This window comes from Kitasatospora cinereorecta (assembly GCF_024172095.1).
Lineage (GTDB): Bacteria > Actinomycetota > Actinomycetes > Streptomycetales > Streptomycetaceae > Kitasatospora > Kitasatospora cinereorecta.
Genome location: NZ_JAMZDX010000001.1, coordinates 261,964 through 279,734, shown reverse-complemented (window position 1 = coordinate 279,734; position 17,771 = coordinate 261,964). Strand labels below are relative to the sequence as shown.

General features: G+C 72.3%; 18 protein-coding genes. 5 read left to right on the top strand and 13 right to left on the bottom strand.

All coding sequences use genetic code 11. The features are described from left to right. Positions 1-70: 70 nt before the first annotated feature. The 5 genes from FHR36_RS01360 to FHR36_RS01340 are packed head-to-tail and all read right to left on the bottom strand — an operon-like array spanning position 71 to position 5,626. Positions 71-1,036, bottom strand: coding sequence for an SCO2521 family protein (locus FHR36_RS01360; protein WP_253792987.1), 966 nt, complete (start codon positions 1,034-1,036; stop codon positions 71-73). Next, entirely contained in the window at positions 1,033-1,992 is a 960-nt protein-coding gene (locus FHR36_RS01355; RefSeq protein WP_253792985.1) for an SCO2522 family protein, read from the bottom strand. The genes FHR36_RS01360 and FHR36_RS01355 overlap by 4 nt, the downstream gene beginning before the upstream one ends. Positions 1,993-2,048: 56 nt before the next feature. Further along, entirely contained in the window at positions 2,049-2,969 is a 921-nt protein-coding gene (locus tag FHR36_RS01350; RefSeq protein ID WP_253792983.1) for an SCO2523 family variant P-loop protein, read from the bottom strand. Positions 2,970-2,972: 3 nt separating this feature from the next. After that, positions 2,973-4,808, bottom strand: a complete 1,836-nt coding sequence (locus FHR36_RS01345; protein WP_253792981.1) for an SCO2524 family protein — start codon at positions 4,806-4,808, stop codon at positions 2,973-2,975. A 38-nt stretch (positions 4,809-4,846) separates the two neighbouring features. Further along, positions 4,847-5,626, bottom strand: coding sequence for an SCO2525 family SAM-dependent methyltransferase (locus FHR36_RS01340; protein WP_253792979.1), 780 nt, complete (start codon positions 5,624-5,626; stop codon positions 4,847-4,849). A 173-nt stretch (positions 5,627-5,799) separates the two neighbouring features. On the opposite strand from FHR36_RS01340, the gene FHR36_RS01335 reads away from it, so the two are divergent. Next, on the top strand, positions 5,800-6,273 hold the full coding sequence (locus tag FHR36_RS01335; RefSeq protein ID WP_253792977.1) for a GNAT family N-acetyltransferase: 474 nt from the start codon (positions 5,800-5,802) through the stop codon (positions 6,271-6,273). Positions 6,274-6,297: 24 nt separating this feature from the next. On the opposite strand, the gene FHR36_RS01330 is transcribed toward FHR36_RS01335, so the two are convergent. The 6 genes from FHR36_RS01330 to FHR36_RS01305 form a co-directional block, all read right to left on the bottom strand. Beyond that, positions 6,298-6,993, bottom strand: a complete 696-nt coding sequence (locus FHR36_RS01330) for a demethylmenaquinone methyltransferase (RefSeq protein WP_253792975.1) — start codon at positions 6,991-6,993, stop codon at positions 6,298-6,300. Positions 6,994-7,022: 29 nt separating this feature from the next. Next, positions 7,023-7,529 (bottom strand): hypothetical protein, encoded by a 507-nt coding sequence (locus FHR36_RS01325; protein ID WP_253792973.1) that lies wholly within the window; start codon positions 7,527-7,529, stop codon positions 7,023-7,025. A gap of 301 nt (positions 7,530-7,830) precedes the next feature. Further along, on the bottom strand, positions 7,831-8,448 hold the full coding sequence (locus tag FHR36_RS01320; RefSeq protein WP_253792971.1) for a hypothetical protein: 618 nt from the start codon (positions 8,446-8,448) through the stop codon (positions 7,831-7,833). 16 nt (positions 8,449-8,464) lie between these two features. Further along, on the bottom strand, positions 8,465-9,673 hold the full coding sequence (mqnC, locus tag FHR36_RS01315) for a cyclic dehypoxanthinyl futalosine synthase (protein ID WP_253792969.1): 1,209 nt from the start codon (positions 9,671-9,673) through the stop codon (positions 8,465-8,467). A gap of 107 nt (positions 9,674-9,780) precedes the next feature. Next, positions 9,781-11,421, bottom strand: a complete 1,641-nt coding sequence (locus FHR36_RS01310; protein WP_253792967.1) for a serine/threonine-protein kinase — start codon at positions 11,419-11,421, stop codon at positions 9,781-9,783. Between the two features lie 166 nt (positions 11,422-11,587). Next, on the bottom strand, positions 11,588-12,472 hold the full coding sequence (locus tag FHR36_RS01305; RefSeq protein WP_253792966.1) for a menaquinone biosynthetic enzyme MqnA/MqnD family protein: 885 nt from the start codon (positions 12,470-12,472) through the stop codon (positions 11,588-11,590). A gap of 353 nt (positions 12,473-12,825) precedes the next feature. On the opposite strand from FHR36_RS01305, the gene FHR36_RS01300 reads away from it, so the two are divergent. The 3 genes from FHR36_RS01300 (at position 12,826) to galE (ending at position 15,348) form a co-directional block, all read left to right on the top strand. Continuing rightward, positions 12,826-13,029 carry a cold-shock protein gene (locus tag FHR36_RS01300; protein ID WP_253792964.1) on the top strand — a complete coding sequence of 68 codons (204 nt, stop codon included), beginning with the start codon at positions 12,826-12,828 and terminating at the stop codon, positions 13,027-13,029. A gap of 146 nt (positions 13,030-13,175) precedes the next feature. Then, positions 13,176-14,201 carry a bile acid:sodium symporter family protein gene (locus FHR36_RS01295; protein WP_253792962.1) on the top strand — a complete coding sequence of 342 codons (1,026 nt, stop codon included), beginning with the start codon at positions 13,176-13,178 and terminating at the stop codon, positions 14,199-14,201. Positions 14,202-14,352: 151 nt separating this feature from the next. Next, on the top strand, positions 14,353-15,348 hold the full coding sequence (gene galE / locus FHR36_RS01290; protein WP_253792960.1) for a UDP-glucose 4-epimerase GalE: 996 nt from the start codon (positions 14,353-14,355) through the stop codon (positions 15,346-15,348). On the opposite strand, the gene FHR36_RS01285 is transcribed toward galE, so the two are convergent. Further along, positions 15,345-15,908, bottom strand: coding sequence for a Uma2 family endonuclease (locus FHR36_RS01285; RefSeq protein ID WP_253792958.1), 564 nt, complete (start codon positions 15,906-15,908; stop codon positions 15,345-15,347). The genes galE and FHR36_RS01285 overlap by 4 nt on opposite strands. Before the next feature lie 223 nt (positions 15,909-16,131). On the opposite strand from FHR36_RS01285, the gene FHR36_RS40235 reads away from it, so the two are divergent. After that, positions 16,132-16,386, top strand: coding sequence for a GntR family transcriptional regulator (locus tag FHR36_RS40235; RefSeq protein WP_407660795.1), 255 nt, complete (start codon positions 16,132-16,134; stop codon positions 16,384-16,386). A gap of 280 nt (positions 16,387-16,666) precedes the next feature. Here FHR36_RS40235 and FHR36_RS01280 read toward each other — a convergent pair whose 3' ends face one another. Continuing rightward, complete coding sequence (locus FHR36_RS01280) at positions 16,667-17,770, bottom strand: HTTM domain-containing protein (RefSeq protein ID WP_253794644.1); 1,104 nt, start codon at positions 17,768-17,770, stop codon at positions 16,667-16,669. Position 17,771 lies beyond the last annotated feature (1 nt).

Genomic DNA, 17,771 nt, shown 5'->3' with positions numbered 1-17,771 from the left:
CTCCATTGCTCCCCCGATTGACTGGTGCTGGTGCGGTGTCCCCCGTGGCCCGTCGGGCCCTGTTGTCCTGTCAGTCCTTGCGGACGGGTTGTGCGTGCAGGCCGACGGCCTGGAGGGCGAGATGGTCGCGGACGCGCTGGACGGCCGCCGCCCACTGCCGGCTGAATCCGGGCCGGGTCTCCAGCCCGTCCCACAGGGGGGCGAGCGGCCGGGCCACCCGGGCCCCCGGCATCCACAGGTGCATGAGGTGGTTGACGGCGGGTCGGAGTTTCAGGACCGGCCCCGGGCCGGGATCGGAGCCGAGTCCGCTCCGCTCGATCAGCCTGCCCAGGGTGGACAGCAGCCAGTCGTGCAGGGCGAGGTCCTCGCAGAAGGCGGTCACTTCGGCCGGGTCGATCCGGTCCAGGGTGAGCCGCAGGGTGCGCAGGGTGTCGTCCTCGACGGTGAGCCGGCCGCCGGGTGCCTCGCCGGCCAGGTCGGCCCGGACGGCGGTCCAGCGCAGCCGGATGCGCCGGGAGCGGAACGGGGCGCGGCGGTCGAGTCCGCCGCCACCCTGGATCCCGGTGAGCATCCGTTCGGCGATCGCGCCGAGGTCGAGGGTCGCGCCCGGCCCGGCGGTCAGGTGGCCGTCGGCGAGTGCGGGGGCCTCGGCCCGGCCGATCACCTCGACCGTGCCGGGCCGCGCCAGGTAGTGGCTCCAGGGCAGCCGCTGGGCGCCCTCGGCGGCGGCGAGCCGGGCGCGGACGGAGGCCTGCAGCACCCGGCCCTCGGTGAGCACGGCCCGGGCGGTGACGGTGCCGACGCCGCGGACCGAGCGGTGCGAGCCGGTGGCCAGGGCGCAGTCGACGCCGGTCAGCAGGTCCGGCGAGTGGGCCTGGACGTTGGGCCGCTGCGAGGAGCGGACCCGCTCGCCGTGGCGCAGTCCCAGCAGCCGGTCGGTGGCCGACAGCGGCAGTTCGACGGAGTGCTGGAGCAGTCCGGTACGAACCTCCCCGAGCAGCACGGCCGGGCCCTCCCCCGGCTTGTCGGGTCTCATGGCTGTCCGTGGAAGACGTAGCCGACCCGGGCGATGACGTCGTCCGGCAGCGGGACGCCTTCCTGTCCGGCCCGTTCGGCGAGCTGGGCGAGGACCGGCTCCTCCGGCGCCCACTGCTCCAGCACGATCTTCACCGCGTGCTCGATCGGCAGGAAGCGGGAGGCCAGCACCGAGAAGGTGCGGTACGCGGCGAACGGGTCGGCGTGCGGGTTGAGCCGCACCAGCGGCGGCAGCGCGTCCCAGCTGTGTGGGAAGGTCTCGGGCCGGTCCGCCGGGTGGAGCACCTCCTGTCCGCGGTCGCGGAGCAGGCCGAGCCGCAGCAGCTGCCAGACCGCGGCCAGGTACGGGCAGGACCAGGTGCGGCGGCCGTGCTGCTCGTCCCAGAGCTCCACGTCGAGGAAGACCGAGTGCCGGCGGGCCTCGGTCTCGCGCGGCGGCCGCCAGCCGGTGTCGCCGCCCATCGCCTCGGCGAGCAGGTGGTCGAGGCCCGGGGAGCGCTCGCCGTTGGAGAGCCAGCCGGTGGCGGTGGTCGGCGGCCGGGAGCCGTTGGTGCCGGGCGGCGGGGACTCGACCAGCCGGGACTCCACCAGCCGGGCGGGGTGGCAGCCGTCGGTCTCGGCGCAGGCCGACTCGCGGGCCAGGTAGTCGATGGTCAGCCCGCACGCCTCGGCCTCGGCGATCAGTTGGGGCACCACTTCGGCGGGGCTGGAGAAACGGGTGAAGTAGTCGTCGATCAGGAAGCAGGTGGAGATCCGCGGCCGCCGTCCGGCGGGCGCGGTGCAGGCGGCCCGGGCGGCGTCGGCCCACGGCTTGACCCGGGCGAACTGTTCGCGCAGCCGGGCGGGCCCGGCGGCGAAGTCGTCCATGTAGAGGTGCCCGATCTCCAGCGAGAGGTGGGAGAGCGGGACTGAGGCGGTGCGCGGGTCGGCCGAGACCTCGCGGAACGTGGTGTCCACGGTGTTGCTCACTCCTAGCGATCGACGTGGGCCGGGCGGGAGTCACCGAGCGGTGGTCAGAGCGGGGACTCCCACGCCCGGTCGTGGGTGAGCGCGACCGCCAGGGCGGCGAAGGCCTCGGCGGTCTCGGTGTTGGCCACCCGGGAGGCCAGCACGTCGTCGTCGGTGATCAGCTGTTCCTGCCACTGCAGCACCGGGTCGAGCGGGACGGTGCCGAGCACCAGGGTCTGGCCCAGCCGGTGCTGGGAGGCGAGCCGGGTGAGGTCCTCGTGGCAGGCCCGCAGCCAGGCCGCCTGGGCGGGCCGCAGCTGGGTGAACATCGGCGACGAGGGGTCGGGCACGGCGGCCCGGACGAACCGGACGGAGTCGCGCAGGGTGTCCTCGTCGTGGCCGCGGGCGGCGCCGGCCGCCATGATCCCGCGGTCGCCGTAGACCAGGCCGGAGGCGGCGATGATGTGCTGGCGGGTCCACCGGTGGAAGACCAGCCAGCGGGTGACCACCTCGGCCAGCTCCGGCCGCGAGGTGGCCTCCAGGACCATCTCGGCGGCGTACGAGCGGCCGGCGCTGAGGTCGACCAGGATGATGTCGAACTCCTCCTCCAGCCGCAGGAAGAGTTCGGTGCAGCGGCGGACGGCGTCCCCGCCGGTGACGAACTCGCCGCCGCCCCGGTCGCCGGGGACCAGCACCAGCTGGCCGCTGCCGGAGGGCCGGTTGCGCAGGCTGGCGCTGTCCGACTCGGACCAGACGTTGACCCGCTTGGGCTCGGCGACGTTGCCGCGCAGGTAGGAGTGGAGCCCGGCCTGGTCGACGCCGCGCAGCGCGCTCGGCACGTCGAAGACGGCGGCGCTGGTGGGCGAGCCGAAGTCGAAGTCCAGGTAGCAGACGTCGTCGCCGAGCAGGGCGCGCCGGTACGCGATGTTGGCGCTGGTGACGGACCGTCCGGTGCCGCCCTTGTCGGAGGTGGCGAAGACCAGCACGGTTCAGCCCCTCCCGCCGGCGGCCCGGCGGGCGGCGGCCAGGCCGTCCAGCTTGGCCAGCACGTCCAGGGCGAGGGCGCAGGCGGTGCCGGGCCGGTCGCGGACGATCCGGCGGGCGCGCTGGAGCTGGACCTCCGCCTCGTGCAGGGTGTCCTGGACGGAGCGGAAGCCGCCCGCGCTGAGCTGCATCATCTCCTTGTCGAGCAGGTGGTCCGCCTCGCTGAGCAGGTCGGTGGCGACCTCGATCAGCCGGGGGCTGCGGATCGGGGTCTGCCCGATCACGCCGGCCGCCACCACCAGGCACTCGGTGACCCGCTCGGTCATGTTCCAGGCGAGCCGGGGCGGGCGGGGCACGGTCTCGGGGTAGGCGGCGCTCAGGTCGTCCCAGAGCAGGGTGCCGGGGCCGTCGCCGATCCGGCGCTGCCAGAGGTGGTCCATGACCCGTTCGGCGAGGCGGATCAGCCGGTCGTGGGCACCGATGTTCCGGGACAGGCCGCCGAGTTGCAGGCTGCGCTTGAGCAGCTGGGCAGAGAAGTCGGAGACCGCCCAGCGCAGCAGCGGGCCGAGTTCCTCGGAGCCGTACAGGGTGAGCACCACGCCGGGGTCGTGCAGCCGCAGCGCGCCGTCGTCGCGGCCCATGCGACGGGTGGTGCGGGAGCGGACGGCCAGCTCCTCCATGATCGCGACGGTGCGGGTGAGGTCGTCGTCGGTGGCCCGTCGGCGGACCAGGTCCTGCACCAGGATGGAGGCGACCAGCAGCGAGAAGTACGCGGACTCGCGCTGGTCGGTGGTGCGCCAGGGGATGTCCTCCAGCGGCCAGGCCTCGTCGTCGAAGCGGGCCAGCGCGGACCAGTACTGCTGGGTCAGCTCCCAGCGCAGCTGCAGCGCCTGGGCCATCCGCTGCTGGCCCTCGTTGAGCAGGCCGAGGGTGAGCGTCCGGTCGGAGAACAGGTCGGCGATGCCGTCCAGGGCGACCACGGTGAAGTACAGGTACGGGGCGGCCTCGGCCACGCCCTCGGGCTGGAAGCCGACGTCCTCGCTGGTGTCGACCGGCGGGTTGCCCTTCACGATGCCCCAGGACCAGCCGCACTCGAAGAGCAGGTTCTCGTTGTCCAGGTCGCCGGTGGTGGTCAGGCCGAGGGTGAAGTAGTCGCGGACGGTGGCGCGCAGCGGCTGGAGCCTGCGCTGGAGCTGCTGCACCACGGTGCGGTTGGGCGCGCCGGTCTGGTTGACCATGGAGCAGAGGGTGCGGCCGCGCTCGGAGTCGGGTTCGAAGACGGAGACCGTGAAGCTGCGCAGCAGGGCCGCCATCGCGGCGGACAGCCGCAGGCTGGTGGCCTCCTCCAGCTTGTCGGCCATCTCCCGCAGGTCGGCCCGGCGCAGGGTGCGGCGGAAGACCTTGAGGAAGCCCAGGGTGGCCAGCGCCAGGGTGATCGAGAGGGAGTAGGAGTCCACCACGCCGAGCCGGTACTGCTCGGGGGTGGGCCGCTCGGCGGTGTCCAGGGCCTCGATGTAGTGGCCGGCCGCGAAGCTCGGGGCGCCGTCCTCGGTGTGCCGGCCCATGAACTCGGCGATGGCCTCGACCATCTTGCGCGGGATCTGCACGCTGTCGCCGAGCCCGCGCAGGGCGGCCAGCACGTCCTCGGCGGTCTCGTCGGGCACGTCGAGGCGGAGCGAGGGCAGCTCGGTGGCCGGGTAGAGGACGCAGAGGAGCTGCTCGGCATCGCTGACGCTGCTCGCATCACCCCCGGCGCCGAACTCCCAGGCCTTGTCGCTGAAGCTCTGCCGGCCGATGGCCTGCCAGATCTCGAGCAGCTGCTGGCGTGGTTGGATCCGCACTCCTCACCCCGATCCGTAGGTGGTTCCCCAGGTGGTGCTCAGTCGGTCGTGCGTTCTCCCCCGCGCCGGCCCAGGGCCAGCAGCATCCCGGTGTAGCCCTCGCGCAGCAGGGGCTCGCCGGGGACCTCGATGCGCTCGACCCGCAGCCCCGGGGCGGCGTAGCCGGCGAGGCTCGCCACCACGTCCGTCGAGTCGATCCGGCAGGCCGGGAAGCTCAGCTCGCCGACCTCGTAGCCGAGCGAGTTCTCCATGAAGGCCACCGCGAAGGGCGCCCCCGGGCCCAGCGCGCGGCCGAACACGTCGACCGCGGTCTCGAACTCCTCGTGCGCGGTGGTCAGCGACTCCGCGACGAAGAACATGGTGCCGAGGTCGTAGCCCGTCCCGGGCAGCCCGTCGAACAGGTCGCCCTGCCGGACGTCGGCGACGCCGGCGAGCCGGGCCCGCGGGTCGGCGACCTCCGGGTAGGTCTCCTCGCGCTCGCACAGGACGGCCCAGAACTCGTCCCAGTTGTCCCCGTACCGGACCACCTCGTTGCGCAGCCAGGCGACGTTGCGCTCGGACCGCTCGAACAGGGTGATCTCCCGGCACCACGGCAGCATGGCGAGCGACGGGTAGAGGTTGGTGCCCGCACCGACGTCGATCCCGCGCAGCGAGGCCGGATCGGTGGAGGCGAGCGCGGCCAGGAAGTGGTCCCGTACGGCCGCCAGGATCTGCCGGTCGTCGGAGCGCAGCGAGGAGTAGTTGTGGTTGTGGTAGGCGACGGAGTCGAAGAGGTCCCAGGGGGCCTCGCTGTTCGTCCGCGCGGGCGAGAAGGGCATGCCGGGATCCCCAAGACGACCTGTTGTCAACCCACCCAGGGTAGCGCAGCCCGACGGCTCAAGTGAGTGCATGAGGCTTCGAATTGACGTCGCGTCGGGAAGACTGGATACGTCCGACCCGTTGCTGCCGGGAGGCTCCGCCCTGCCGGCGCCGAGCCGCCGGAGGTACAGGCGTGGACCAGTACATCACTCGGACCAGTGACGTGATTCGCGTCGCCGAGGAGTCCGACCTCGACCAGCTCAGCCGGATCGACAACCAGATCTTCCCGCACGACGCCTACCCGTTCTTCGTGCTGCGCCAGCTGTACGAGGTGCACGGGGAGCGCTTCCTGGTGCTGGACTGCGACGCCGAGATGACCGGCTACTCGCTGCTGGCCACCACCCCGGACGGCAAGCAGAGCTGGGTGCTGGGCCTCGGCGTGCTGGCGCACGCCCGGGGGCTGGGGCACGGTCGCCGGCTGATGGTGGAGAGCCTGGAACGGCTGTCGGCCGACCGGGTCGCCGAGGTCCGGCTCAGCGTCGAGCCGACCAACGGGATCGCGCTCAACCTCTACCACTCGCTGGGGTTCAGCCCGATCGACCACCGGCCCGACTACTTCGGGTCCGGCGCCGACCGTCTGATCCTCCGGTTGTCGCTCAGCGGCTGAGCGGACAGCGCCCCCGGCGGGTGGTCAGGCGGCCTTGAAGCCGCGGTGCAGGGCGACCACGCCGCCGGTGAGGTTGCGCCAGGCGACCCTGGTCCAGCCGGCCTCCTGCAGCAGGGTGGCGAGCGCCGGCTGGTCGGGCCAGGAGCGGATGGACTCGGCCAGGTAGACGTAGGCGTCCGGGTTGCTGGAGACCGCGGTGGCGACCGGCGGCAGGGCGCGCATCAGGTACTCGGTGTACACGGTGCGGAACGGCGTCCAGGTCGGGGTGGAGAACTCGCAGACGACCAGCTTGCCGCCGGGCTTGGTGACCCGGTGCATCTCGCTCAGCGCGGCGGCGGTGTCCTGGACGTTGCGCAGGGCGAAGGAGATGGTCACCGCGTCGAAGCTGTCGTCGGCGAACGGCAGCTTCGTCGCGTCGCCGGCGGTCAGCGGCAGCTCGGGGTGGCGGCGCTTGCCCTCGGCGAGCATGCCGACCGAGAAGTCGCACGGGACGACGTCCGCGCCCGCCTCGAGGAAGGGGAGCGAGGACGTGCCGGTACCGGCCCCGAGGTCCAGGACGCGCTGGCCGGCGGTGGCGCCGACCGCATCGGCCACCGCGCGCCGCCACAGCCGGGCCTGGCCGAGGGAGAGCACGTCGTTGGTGCGGTCGTACTTGGCCGCGACGTCGTCGAACATCGCGGCGACGTCCTGCGGCTGCTTGTCCAGATGGGCTCGGGTCACGCCCCCATTGTTCACCACGGGGACATGCGTCAGCGCAGCGCCCTGCGCCCGCCCTTGCGGCGGCGCCGCGACCGCTTTCCATGGGTGATCGCCGGCATGCCCTCGGCGGCGAACGCGACGGTGGTGTTCAGGCGCCAGCGGCCGGCCGCCACCTGGCGCGCCCGGCGGTGCCGGCGGATCCGGTAGAGGCACAGCAGGCAGAACAGCAGCGCGACCGGGACGCTGGTCTGCGCGAGCCCGATGCCGACCGGCTGCGGGTAGTGCTCGCCGCAGACCCGGACCGCCGCCGGGTCGTCCGCGGCCCGCTCCAGGCAGATCGGATCGCCGACCTTGGCGTTCTCGGGCAGCCAGAGGTCGGCGGCGGCCAGCTTCCGGCCGTCCGCCTCGTAGGCGACCTGGCTGTAGGTGCCGCTGCCGCCGGGCAGCTGGGTGACCGTGCCCTGGACCTGGACCGGGTGGGCGGCGATCCGGTCCGCCTGGTCGGCCTGGCGCCAGCCGAGCAGGCACATCCCGACCGCGACGACGGCGCTGAGCACCGCACCGACGTACCAGCCTCGGCCGAGCCTCCGGCCTGTCGGGGAACCGGGGTTCCCGTACGGTCGGTCGGGGGTCGCGGGTCGCATGCTTCCTGTCCTGGCTCGATCACCTGAGTGGCTGAATCGGGATCGTAGCCGCTGGCGGGCCCTCAGGTCACGGCCGGGCGGGCGTGATCGGTACGACCATCACAGGACCGCCATCGGATCCGGCCATCCGGGCCCGCGACGCCCCGGACCCTCCTCACGGACCGTCACCCGCGGCCAGGCCCACGGACCGTCACCGGCAGCGGATCACGGCCGGTCAGCGGCGGCGGTGGAGCAGCCTTCCGCCCAGCACGGTGGCCAGGCAGCAGCCGGCGCCGCGCCGTTCCAGTTCCTCGACCGACGCCGCGTCGAAGACGGCGAAGTCGGCCGGTCCACCGACGGCGAGCGGCCGGTGCACGGCGTCCGCGAACGGTACGCCGGCCAGCGGGTCGAGGCCGCCGCGCGCAGTGTCGGCGGGCAGCGGGGCGAGGCCGTCACCGGGCAGCGGGGTCAGGCCGGAGCGGGCGACGGCCGTCCGCACCGCCGGGTACTCGAACGGCCCGGCCACCGCGGTGGTCCCGTGGGCGAGCATCCGCTGCAGGCCGCGCCGGGCGCTCGGGCCGCGCCGGTCCTCGGTCACCTCGACGAGCAGGGGCTCGGCGCCCAGCTCCTCCCGCGGGTCGGGGTGGTACGCGGTCTCCAGCAGCCACCGGCCCCACGGGTTGCGCAGTCCGGGCACCAGCAGCCCGGACCACTCCCGCACCCGGACGCCGGGCACCGGCGCGTACGAACCGATCGCGGCGACCACCGCGCCGTCGACCAGCACCGCCCCGTCGGTGATCGGCGGGGCGGTGGGGCCGGGGACCACGGTGGTGGCCCGGTGCAGCGTCAGCACGGGGGTGAGCGTCGGTTCAGCTCGCCGAGAGGATCTTCAGCTCGGGGTGCGCGGTGCCGCCCTCGATCGCGGTGGACGCGATGTGCGAGGCCACCCGCGGGTCGACCGGGTCGTTGGCCGGGTCGTCGAGCACCCGCAGGTGCTCGTAGGTGGTGGAGCGCTGGGCGGGCACCCGGCCGGCGGCGCGGATCAGGTGGATCAGCTCGGTCAGGTTGGAGCGGTGCTTGGCGCCCGCCGCCGAGACCACGTTCTCCTCCAGCATCACCGAGCCCAGGTCGTCCGCGCCGTAGTGCAGCGACAGCTGGCCGGCCTCCTTGCCGGTGGTCAGCCAGGAGCCCTGGATGTGCGCCACGTTGTCGAGGAAGAGCCGGGCGACGGCGATGATCCGCAGGTACTCGAAGACGGTGGCCTGGGTGCGGCCCTTCAGGTGGTTGTTCTGCGGCTGGTAGGTGTACGGGATGAAGGCGCGGAAGCCGCCGGTGCGGTCCTGCACGTCGCGGATCATCCGCAGGTGCTCGATCCGCTCGGCGTTGGTCTCGCCGGTGCCCATCAGCATGGTGGAGGTGGACTCGACGCCCAGGCCGTGGGCGGTCTCCATGATCTCCAGCCAGCGCTCGCCGGACTCCTTCAGCGGGGCGATCGCCTTGCGCGGCCGCTCCGGCAGCAGCTCGGCGCCGGCGCCGGCGAAGGAGTCCAGGCCGGCCCGGTGGATCCGGGTGATCGCCTCCTCGACGGAGACGCCGGAGATCCGGGCCATGTGCTCGACCTCGGACGCACCCAGCGAGTGGATCACCAGCTGCGGGAACTCCGCCTTGATCGCGGCGAAGTGCTCCTCGTAGTACTCCACGCCGTAGTCCGGGTGGTGGCCGCCCTGGAACATGATCTGGGTGCCGCCCAGCTCGACCGTCTCCGCGCAGCGGCGCAGGATCTCGTCCAGGTCGCGCGACCAGCCCTTGTCGCTCTTCGGCGGGACGTAGAAGGCGCAGAACTTGCACGCCGTCACGCAGACGTTGGTGTAGTTGATGTTCCGCTCGATGATGTACGTGGCGATGTGCTCGACCCCGGCGTAGCGGCGGCGGCGCACCGCGTCCGCCGCCGAGCCCAGCGCGTGCAGCGGCGCCGAGCGGTAGAGCTCCAGCGCCTCCTCCGGGGTGATCCGGCCACCGGCCGCCGCGCGGTCGAGGACGGCCTGCAGGTCACTGGCGGAGGAAGTCTGCTCGGACACCTGGCGGGCCTTCTTTCTGTCCTGTGTCTGGGTCGGGTCCAACGTCCGGTCGGCTCTCCCGACATGACCCGAAACAGCCTACGCCAGCCCCTTCGGCGCCCCGTCGCCTACTGCTTCGCCAGGTCACCGGAGGGGTCGGACCCCAGCGGCGCCTCGCTCACCTCCAGGTGGATCGTCCCGCCGGAGCCGATGGTGTAGGTCTGCTTCTCGGGCGAGCCGGTGCACCCCTTGTCCTGCCCCTCCGGCCGCTCCTGCAGCTCGATCCGGTCCGGCGCGGCGGAGAGCAGGGTCAGCGCGCCCCGGCAGACCGTGCTGGAGAAGGCTGAGGCGTTGCTGGTGTGACCCACCACCTCGCCCACCCGGCCGGTGCCGAACTCCACCGTGAAGGTGCTCGGCAGCGGGGCGATCTTGGTGACGATGGTGCCCTTCCAGGTCCCGACGAACGCCTCGGGCAGCGTCTCCTGCCCGCCGGAGGCGCCGTCCTGCGACCGGGCACTCGGGCTGGCATCACTGCTCTGACCGTCGCCGCTCTGCCCATCACTGCTCTGGCCGTCGCTGCTCTGGCCGTCACCGGTCTGCTCCGCGCCGGGCGTGGAGCCGGACCCGCCCGCGGACTCCCGGCCGGACGCGCCGTGCTGCCACGGCAGCTGGTCCAGCCCGGCCTCGACCGCCAGGACGCCCACCACCAGCACCCCGGCCACCGCCAACGGCAGCCACAGCCGGGTCCGTCTGCGGCGCTTCGCCCGTTCCGCCGCGTCGACCGGCGGCGCGGCGGGGCCGACCCGGTCGATCCGCTCGACGTGGGTCGGGGTGCGGACCGGCCCCGGCGGCGCGTCGGCCGCCGGCTCAGCCTCCGCCTCCAGGTCCAGCAGCTCGACCGCACTGCGGCCCACCGCGGCCGCCAGCAGCGGCGGCAGCCAGCTGCCGTCGCCCAGCGACGCGGCCCCGGGCGCCAGCCGCTCGCGGAGCTGCGCCGGGGTGGGCCGGTCGTCCGGCCGCTTGGCCAGGCACGCCGCCACGATCTCGCGCAGCCCGCCGTCGAGGTCCGCCAGGTCGGGCTCCTCGTGCAGCACCCGGTACAGCAGCACCGCCGCGCTGACCCCCTCGCCGAACGGCGCGACGCCGGTCGCCGCGAACGCCAGCAGCGCGCCCAGCGAGAACACGTCCCCGGCCGGGCCGGCCGCCTCACCGGCCGCCTGCTCCGGCGACATGAACCCGGGCGAGCCGACCACATACCCGCTCCGGGTGAGCGCCGTCGCCGCGTCCAGCGCCCGGGCCACCCCGAAGTCGATCAGCCGCGGGCCGTCCAGGGCCAGCAGCACATTGGACGGCTTGACGTCCCGGTGGACCAGCTCCAGCGCGTGCACCTGCGTCAGGGCCTCGGCGAGGCCCACCCCGAGCGCCCGTACCGCCGGCTCGGGCAGCGGGCCGAACCGGCGGACCGCCGCGCCCAGCGCTGGGCCGGCCACGTAGCCGGTCGCCACCCAGGGACGGTCGCTCTCGGTGTCGGCGTCCAGCACCGGCGCGGTCCACCGGCCGCCCACCCGCCGGGCCGCCGCCACCTCCTGACGGAACCGGGCCCGGAACTCCGGATCGTCGGCGAGTTCCCCGCGCACCGCCTTGACCGCCACCGTCCGGCCGCCGGCCGTCCGCCCGAGGTACACCCGCCCCATCCCGCCGGCGCCCAGCCGACGCAGCAGCCGGTACTCCCCGATCCGCCGCGGATCGTCCCCACCCAGCGGTTCCATGCCATCCCCTCGGTCGAGCGAGCACCGTTTGAGCACCCCTCAGGGGCGCGCGGAACTGCGCGAATCGGAGGACACCGTCCCGCACCCGATCCCGGGAGAGCAAGCGGCATCTCCTGCGTACCCGAGCGGCCCGCCTGCCCTCCACAGCGCAGTTCCCCACCCGAGGTCACACCACCGCGACCGGCTCCAGCAGCCGTACCGCCACGTCCTGCGCGAACCCGCTGTCGTGCGCCACCCGTCGGGCGAACTCCGCGATCCCGGCCAGCTGCCGCTCGCCGAGCGAGAAGTCCAGCGCCTCGCTGAAGTACCGCTCCAGCACCGGCGCCTCGAACGCCTCCCACCGCGCCGCCTGCTCGGCGACCTTCCCGGCCTCGGTCAGCGACAGGTCGCGCGACTCCAGGAAGGCCCGGTGGACCGCGGCCACCGTCCCCGGCTGCCGCTCGACGTACTCGCGTCGCGCCGCCCAGACCGCGAAGACGAACGGCAGGCCGGTCCACTCCTTCCACATCGCGCCCAGGTCGTGCACCGCCAGTCCCTGCCGCGGCGCCTGCTCCAGCGAGGCGCGCAGCGCCGGGTCGCCGATGAGGACGGCGGCGTCGGCCTCGGCGAGCATCGCGTCGAGGTCGGGCGGGCAGCCGAAGTACTCGGGCCGGACGCCCTCGCGCTCCTCCAGGAGCAGCCGGGCCAGTCGTACCGAGGTCCGGCTGGTCGACCCGAGGGCGACCCGCCGGCCGTCCAACTCGTTCAGCGGAACCTTGCTGACGATCACACAGGACATCACCGGTCCGTCGCTGCCCACCGCGATGTCGGGCAGGACGACCAGATCGTCCGCATTGCGGAGATACTCCACACAGGTGATCGGCCCGATGTCGAGCAGCCCATTGACCAGCTGATCGCTGAGCTTCTCGGGGGTGTCCTTGGTGAGGTCGAGATCGAGCAGGTTGCCGGTCCGTGCGAGGCCCCAGTAGAGGGGCAAACAGTTGAGGAACTGAATATGTCCGACCCGTGGCCTGACCGCCACTGCCGGGCTGTCGGCATCCTGACTGGTCACCGCGTGCTCCCTCTGCCGTTCGTACTCTCATGGCAGGGTATGCCCGCACCCCCGACGGGCCTGCAACCGGTGTCCGACACACCGTCTCGGGCCTTCGTTCACCCCTGGTCGGGGCAGCCACCGCGTGCTACCGTTCCCCTCAGTTGCAGTTTGATTCCCCTTGCAGTACTTGGAGCCTGCGGAGCATGTAACCGCAGGCTTTTTGTAATTTTTCAGCAGTATCAGCATCAATTGAGCACTGATTGAGCACTGTGCGAAAAACTCCGGACCCACTCCGGAGGCGGGGCGATCAGCGTAGCGGACCGGAGGTCACACGGTGTGGCCTCCAGAACGTCCCTCGCAAGGAGAACGAGATGGCTCAGGGAACCGTCAAGTGGTTCAACGCTGAGAAGGGCTTCGGCTTCATCGCCCAGGAGGGCGGCGGCCCCGACGTCTTCGTCCACTACTCCGCCATCAACGCGAGCGGTTTCCGCTCGCTGGAGGAGAACCAGTCGGTGAGCTTCGACGTCACCCAGGGCCCGAAGGGCCCGCAGGCGGAGAACGTCACCCCCATCTGACATTCCTCTGATGATCTGATCGCTCACGGCCCATTTGGGTCCGTCTGAGTTGCAGTTCCCAAGGGGGCCCGCCACGGTACATTCGCGGCGGGCCCCCTGCCTGCGTGGCGACCGTCACACGGCGACGAACGGCGATGATCGGACGTATGCACCAGCCCCGAGCCGCCCTACGGACCGCCGACCGCGCCCTGCACCGGATCGGCGTGGACGGCTACCTCCTGCTGCTGCTCGGCACCGTCCTGCTCGCCACCCTGCTGCCCGCCCGCGGCGCCGCCGCCACCGTGGTCTCCGGCGCCGTCCAGGTCGCCGTCGCCCTGCTGTTCTTCCTGTACGGCGCCCGGCTCTCCCCGCAGGAGGCGCTCGCCGGCGCCCGCCACTGGCGGCTCCACCTGCTGATCCTCGCCTGCACCTTCGTGCTCTTCCCGCTGCTCGGCGAGGCCACCCGGCTGCTGCCCGCGAGCGTGCTCCCGGCCCAGCTGGCCACCGGCGTCCTGTTCCTGACCCTGCTGCCGTCCACCGTGCAGTCCTCGATCGCCTTCACCTCGATGGCCCGCGGGAACGTCGCCGCGGCGATCTGCGCCGCCACCTTCTCCAGCCTGCTCGGCATCGTGCTCACCCCGCTGCTCGCCGCCTGGCTGCTCGCCAATGAAACCGGAGTCCACGTCAGCGGCGGCCAGGTGCTGGACATCGTGCTCCAACTGCTCGTCCCGTTCGCCCTCGGACAACTGCTGCGCCCCTGGATCGGCCCGTGGATCCGCCACCACCGGACCGTCACCACCGTGGTCGACCGCGGCTCCATCCTGCTGATCGTGTACAGCGCCTTCAGCGAGGGCGTCCGCGACGGCATCTGGGGACGGGTCACCCCCGGCCAGATCCTCTGGCTGGCGCTGATCTGCGCCGCCCTGCTCGCCGCCGTCCTGACCGCCAGCGGCGCCGCCGCCCGCCGGCTCGGCTTCGACCGGGCCGACCGGGTCACCATCCGGTTCTGCGGCTCGAAGAAGAGCCTCGCCACCGGGCTGCCGCTGGCCACCATCCTGTTCCCCGCCGCGGCCGTGGGCATCACCGTGCTGCCGCTGATGCTCTTCCACCAGATCCAGCTGATGGTCTGCACCGTCCTCGCCCAACGCTGGGGCCGCACCGCCCCGCCGCCCCCGCCCACCGACCCCACCTGACGCCCGAAGCCGCCGCCCGGCGCGGCCGACCCGTCCGACCGGACGGGACGTCAGCCGGGCGCCGATCAGGCCATCCTGACCCGCTCCAGTAGGCTCGGCCCGGTCGCCGCCCCCACGGGGCACCGCACCTGGCAAGTACAGAGGAGGGACCGTGAAGGTCCTCATCGCCGGCGGAGCCGGTTTCATCGGCAGCACCATCGGCTCCCTGCTCACCGACGAAGGCCACCAGCCGGTCGTCCTGGACAACCTGGTCACCGGCCGCCGCGAGTTCACCGCCGACCGCCCGTTCTACGAGGGCGACATCGCCGACGGCGCGCTGGTCGACCGGATATTCGCCGAGCACCCCGACATCGAGGCCGTGGTGAACTGCGCCGCGCTGATCGTCGTCCCCGACTCGGTCGCCGACCCGCTCGGCTACTACCACGCCAACGTCGCCAAGGGCGTCGAGTTCCTCGGCCACCTGGTCCGCAACGGCTGCACCCGGGTGCTGTTCTCCTCCTCCGCGTCGATCTACCGCACCAGCGACGACTTCACCGTCGACGAGGACTCGGCGATCGAACCGCTCAGCCCGTACGCCCGCACCAAGGCGATCTTCGAGGACGTGCTCGGCGACATCGCCGCCGCCGGTCAGCTCCGCGTCATCTCGCTGCGCTACTTCAACCCGATCGGCGCCGACCCCGAGCTGCGGACCGGCCTGCAGATCCGCAAGCCCACCCACGCCCTGGGCAAGATGATCGACACCCACCACGCCGGCGAGCAGTTCACCATCACCGGCACCGACTACCCGACCCGCGACGGCTCCGGCATCCGCGACTACGTCCACGTCTGGGACCTCGCGCACGCCCACCTCCGCGCGCTGCTCCGCTTCGACGCGGTCACCGCGGACGGCGGCTACCGGGTCATCAACCTCGGCACCGGCACCGGCACCACCGTCCGCGAGCTGGTCACCGCCTTCGAGACCGTCATCGGCGGCCCCCTGGACACCGTCGAGACCGACCGCCGCCCCGGTGACTCCGCCGGCGCCTACACCCGCAGCACCCGCGCCCTCGACCTGCTCGGCTGGAAGCCCGAGCACTCCATCGAGGACGGCATCCGCGACTCGCTCCGCTGGTACGCCCGACGCGACGAGGTCATCGGCACCGCCTAGAAGTCGCCGGTCTCCAACGCGAGCCCGAACGGCTCCGGCAGCTGGACGGCCGTACCGAACGGGTACGGCCCGTCCGCCCGGGTGTAGCCGAGCGGGCCCGGCACCGAGTAGAGCGTGCACGCCCGCTCCTGCCGGTCCACCAGCAGATACAGCGGCGCCCCGTACTCGGCGTAACGGCGACGCTTGACCACCCGGTCGGTGTCGCCGTTCGAGTCGGAGGTGACCTCGACGATCAGCAGAGTCTGGTCGGGAAGGAGGGCCCCACCGTCGTCAACAAGACGGCTGGGCACCACGGCGAGGTCGGGCACGTACCAGTTCGCCGATCCGGGAAGGTCGAGGTTGCCGGATCCGGGCTCGCAGTCGAGCTCGATCAGCCGCGGGTCGAGCTGGCGCCGAATCCTTGTGATGGCCCGCTCGTGACCCCATGTCGGCGGCATCTGCTCGATAACCCCTTCGATGATCTCGACCCGGTCGCCCTCGATGTGCTGGATGGCGTACTTGAGCGCCCGCTCGGGGTCGGCCACATCGTGGTAGTCGCGCTCGCGAGGCAGTGCACCCATCAGCTCCTCCTTCGTCGCAGTTCACGCTACCGGCACGAACCGCGCCGCCCCAGGTCCTCCACACGAACGAGTGACGGCCCGCTCCCGGAGCTCGGGAGCGAGCCGTCGTTCACGGCGTTCAGGCGGCGACGGGCCGGGTCGGGATCGCCGGGGCGGGCCGGCGCCCACCCGGACGGCGTGGACGCGCCGTGCAAGCGATGCGGCAGTCCATCGCTGCAGGTGACTGGCCGCCGGGGCCAAGATCCCCACCGAGACGGAGTCGGCCGAGACCTACGGAGTGTCCCGCCCGACCGTCTGCCTCTCCGTTGCCGCCCTGCGCGCCGAAGGCCTGTTGGACGTGACGCAAGGTCGGGGTACCGGCTGGAGGATCAGGACCGCGGCAGGGCGCAGAAGGCCGTTCCCCCAGGCGTGTGTTGCCTGCTCTTCGTCACCAGGGCGTAGACACGACAGGCACAGGTCCGTAGGCCGGGCAGGCTGAGCGCGGCTGCAGCCAGTTGGTACCGGCGGGCCGGTGAGGAGCCGACGAAGCGGGCCGGCGCGTGGGCTCCACTCGTGTGGACCGCCTCGTTGTGGAAGAGGAGTACCTCCCGGTCCAGCCGTGGCAGGTGCGGGGCACTGAGCCGCTCCGGCAGAGCCTGCCGAGGGGCAGCGTCAATCTGCGGTGCCGCCCGCCGCCGGATCCGGTCGATCGTGACCTGGCAGAAGTCCCAGTCCCCGTCGTACGCCGGCAACTGGTTCGGAGGTGTCGGCGGCGCCGCTCATCTCTCCTCCGCCCGCTGCTGAGACATCTCCTGATGCGCTGTGGTCTCAGTCGGCGAGCCCGGCTGCGGCGGAACGGCCGAGTTCCCGGCCCGGCGCCTGCCGCCTGTACCCCCGGCGACTGCGGGCCGGAACGTGCGACGCCACAGCTCTCCGGGGAACCTGTAGAAGCGGTCGGGCAGGAATACGGCATCCGCGGCGATCATGGCCCCGGAGAAGAGCGGAAGCCCCATGAGGATCGCGATGCCCACGTGCATGCCGAGCAGCATCGTCAGGACGATGTACTTCAGCCTGCTGAACAGGACGAACGGGAAGGCCACTTGCAGCAGCACAGTCATGTACGTGGCGACGGCGATCAGCATGGGGTGGCTGTCCAGCATGAGCGACAACGCGGGCCATGGCCGGAAGAGATCGAGGTTCACGACGTAGTGGAGGGCGGTCCCGTTCTCCCATGAGCCGCCCTGCACCTTGTACAGGCCTGCGGAGCCGTAGACGATGCAGACCTGGGCGGCGATGACGAACATGGCGCAGTTGTGCAGCGTCGTGCTCAAGAGCCTTCTGGCCGAGAGAAGTTCGTGTCGGAGGTTGGACGGTCCGCGACTGGATGACGGGTTGTCGGCCTGGTTCGGGGAGGGCCGCAGGCGGGCCCTGCGCGCGTCGAGGGACCAGCGTCGACCGCACGCTGTGAAGCAGAGGTACAGGGCCATGAGGAGGATGAGGTTGTCTCCTCCGTCCGTCATGAAGATGGCTCGCGCGTGGAACGAGGCAACCAGGACAGCGAACAGGATCGACACCGCCCTGGTCCGCCAGCCGATCATGAACAGTGCGGACGTGACGAGAGCCGTCGCGTAGCAGAGCTCGAAGTACACCGGGCTGTCGGACAGGGTGAGGATGCTGAACCAGCCGGTCTGGTCGAAGAGCTGTCTCGCCAGGGCGGGTGTCCACGGTGAACCGGGGCCCCAGATCTCGTCGCGGTGCGGGAATTCTCGCAGCAGGAAGGCGAGGTAGAGCAGGCCGTACCCGATGCGCAGCACCGCCGCCGCGTGGAGGGACACCGGCCGATCGGTGACGGCGCTGCCCAGCGCGCCGATGCGACGGAGCATC

What these genes read in the sequence shown, in the direction of transcription:
- FHR36_RS01285 (WP_253792958.1), bottom strand. Translation starts at nt 15,908, where the DNA reads ATGGGTGCACTGCCTCGCGAGCGCGACTACCACGATGTGGCCGACCCC.
- FHR36_RS01310 (WP_253792967.1), bottom strand. Translation starts at nt 11,421, where the DNA reads ATGGAACCGCTGGGTGGGGACGATCCGCGGCGGATCGGGGAGTACCGG.
- FHR36_RS01360 (WP_253792987.1), bottom strand. Translation starts at nt 1,036, where the DNA reads ATGAGACCCGACAAGCCGGGGGAGGGCCCGGCCGTGCTGCTCGGGGAG.
- FHR36_RS01295 (WP_253792962.1), top strand. Translation starts at nt 13,176, where the DNA reads ATGCACCAGCCCCGAGCCGCCCTACGGACCGCCGACCGCGCCCTGCAC.
- FHR36_RS01300 (WP_253792964.1), top strand. Translation starts at nt 12,826, where the DNA reads ATGGCTCAGGGAACCGTCAAGTGGTTCAACGCTGAGAAGGGCTTCGGC.
- FHR36_RS01340 (WP_253792979.1), bottom strand. Translation starts at nt 5,626, where the DNA reads ATGCCCTTCTCGCCCGCGCGGACGAACAGCGAGGCCCCCTGGGACCTC.
- FHR36_RS01280 (WP_253794644.1), bottom strand. Translation starts at nt 17,770, where the DNA reads ATGCTCCGTCGCATCGGCGCGCTGGGCAGCGCCGTCACCGATCGGCCG.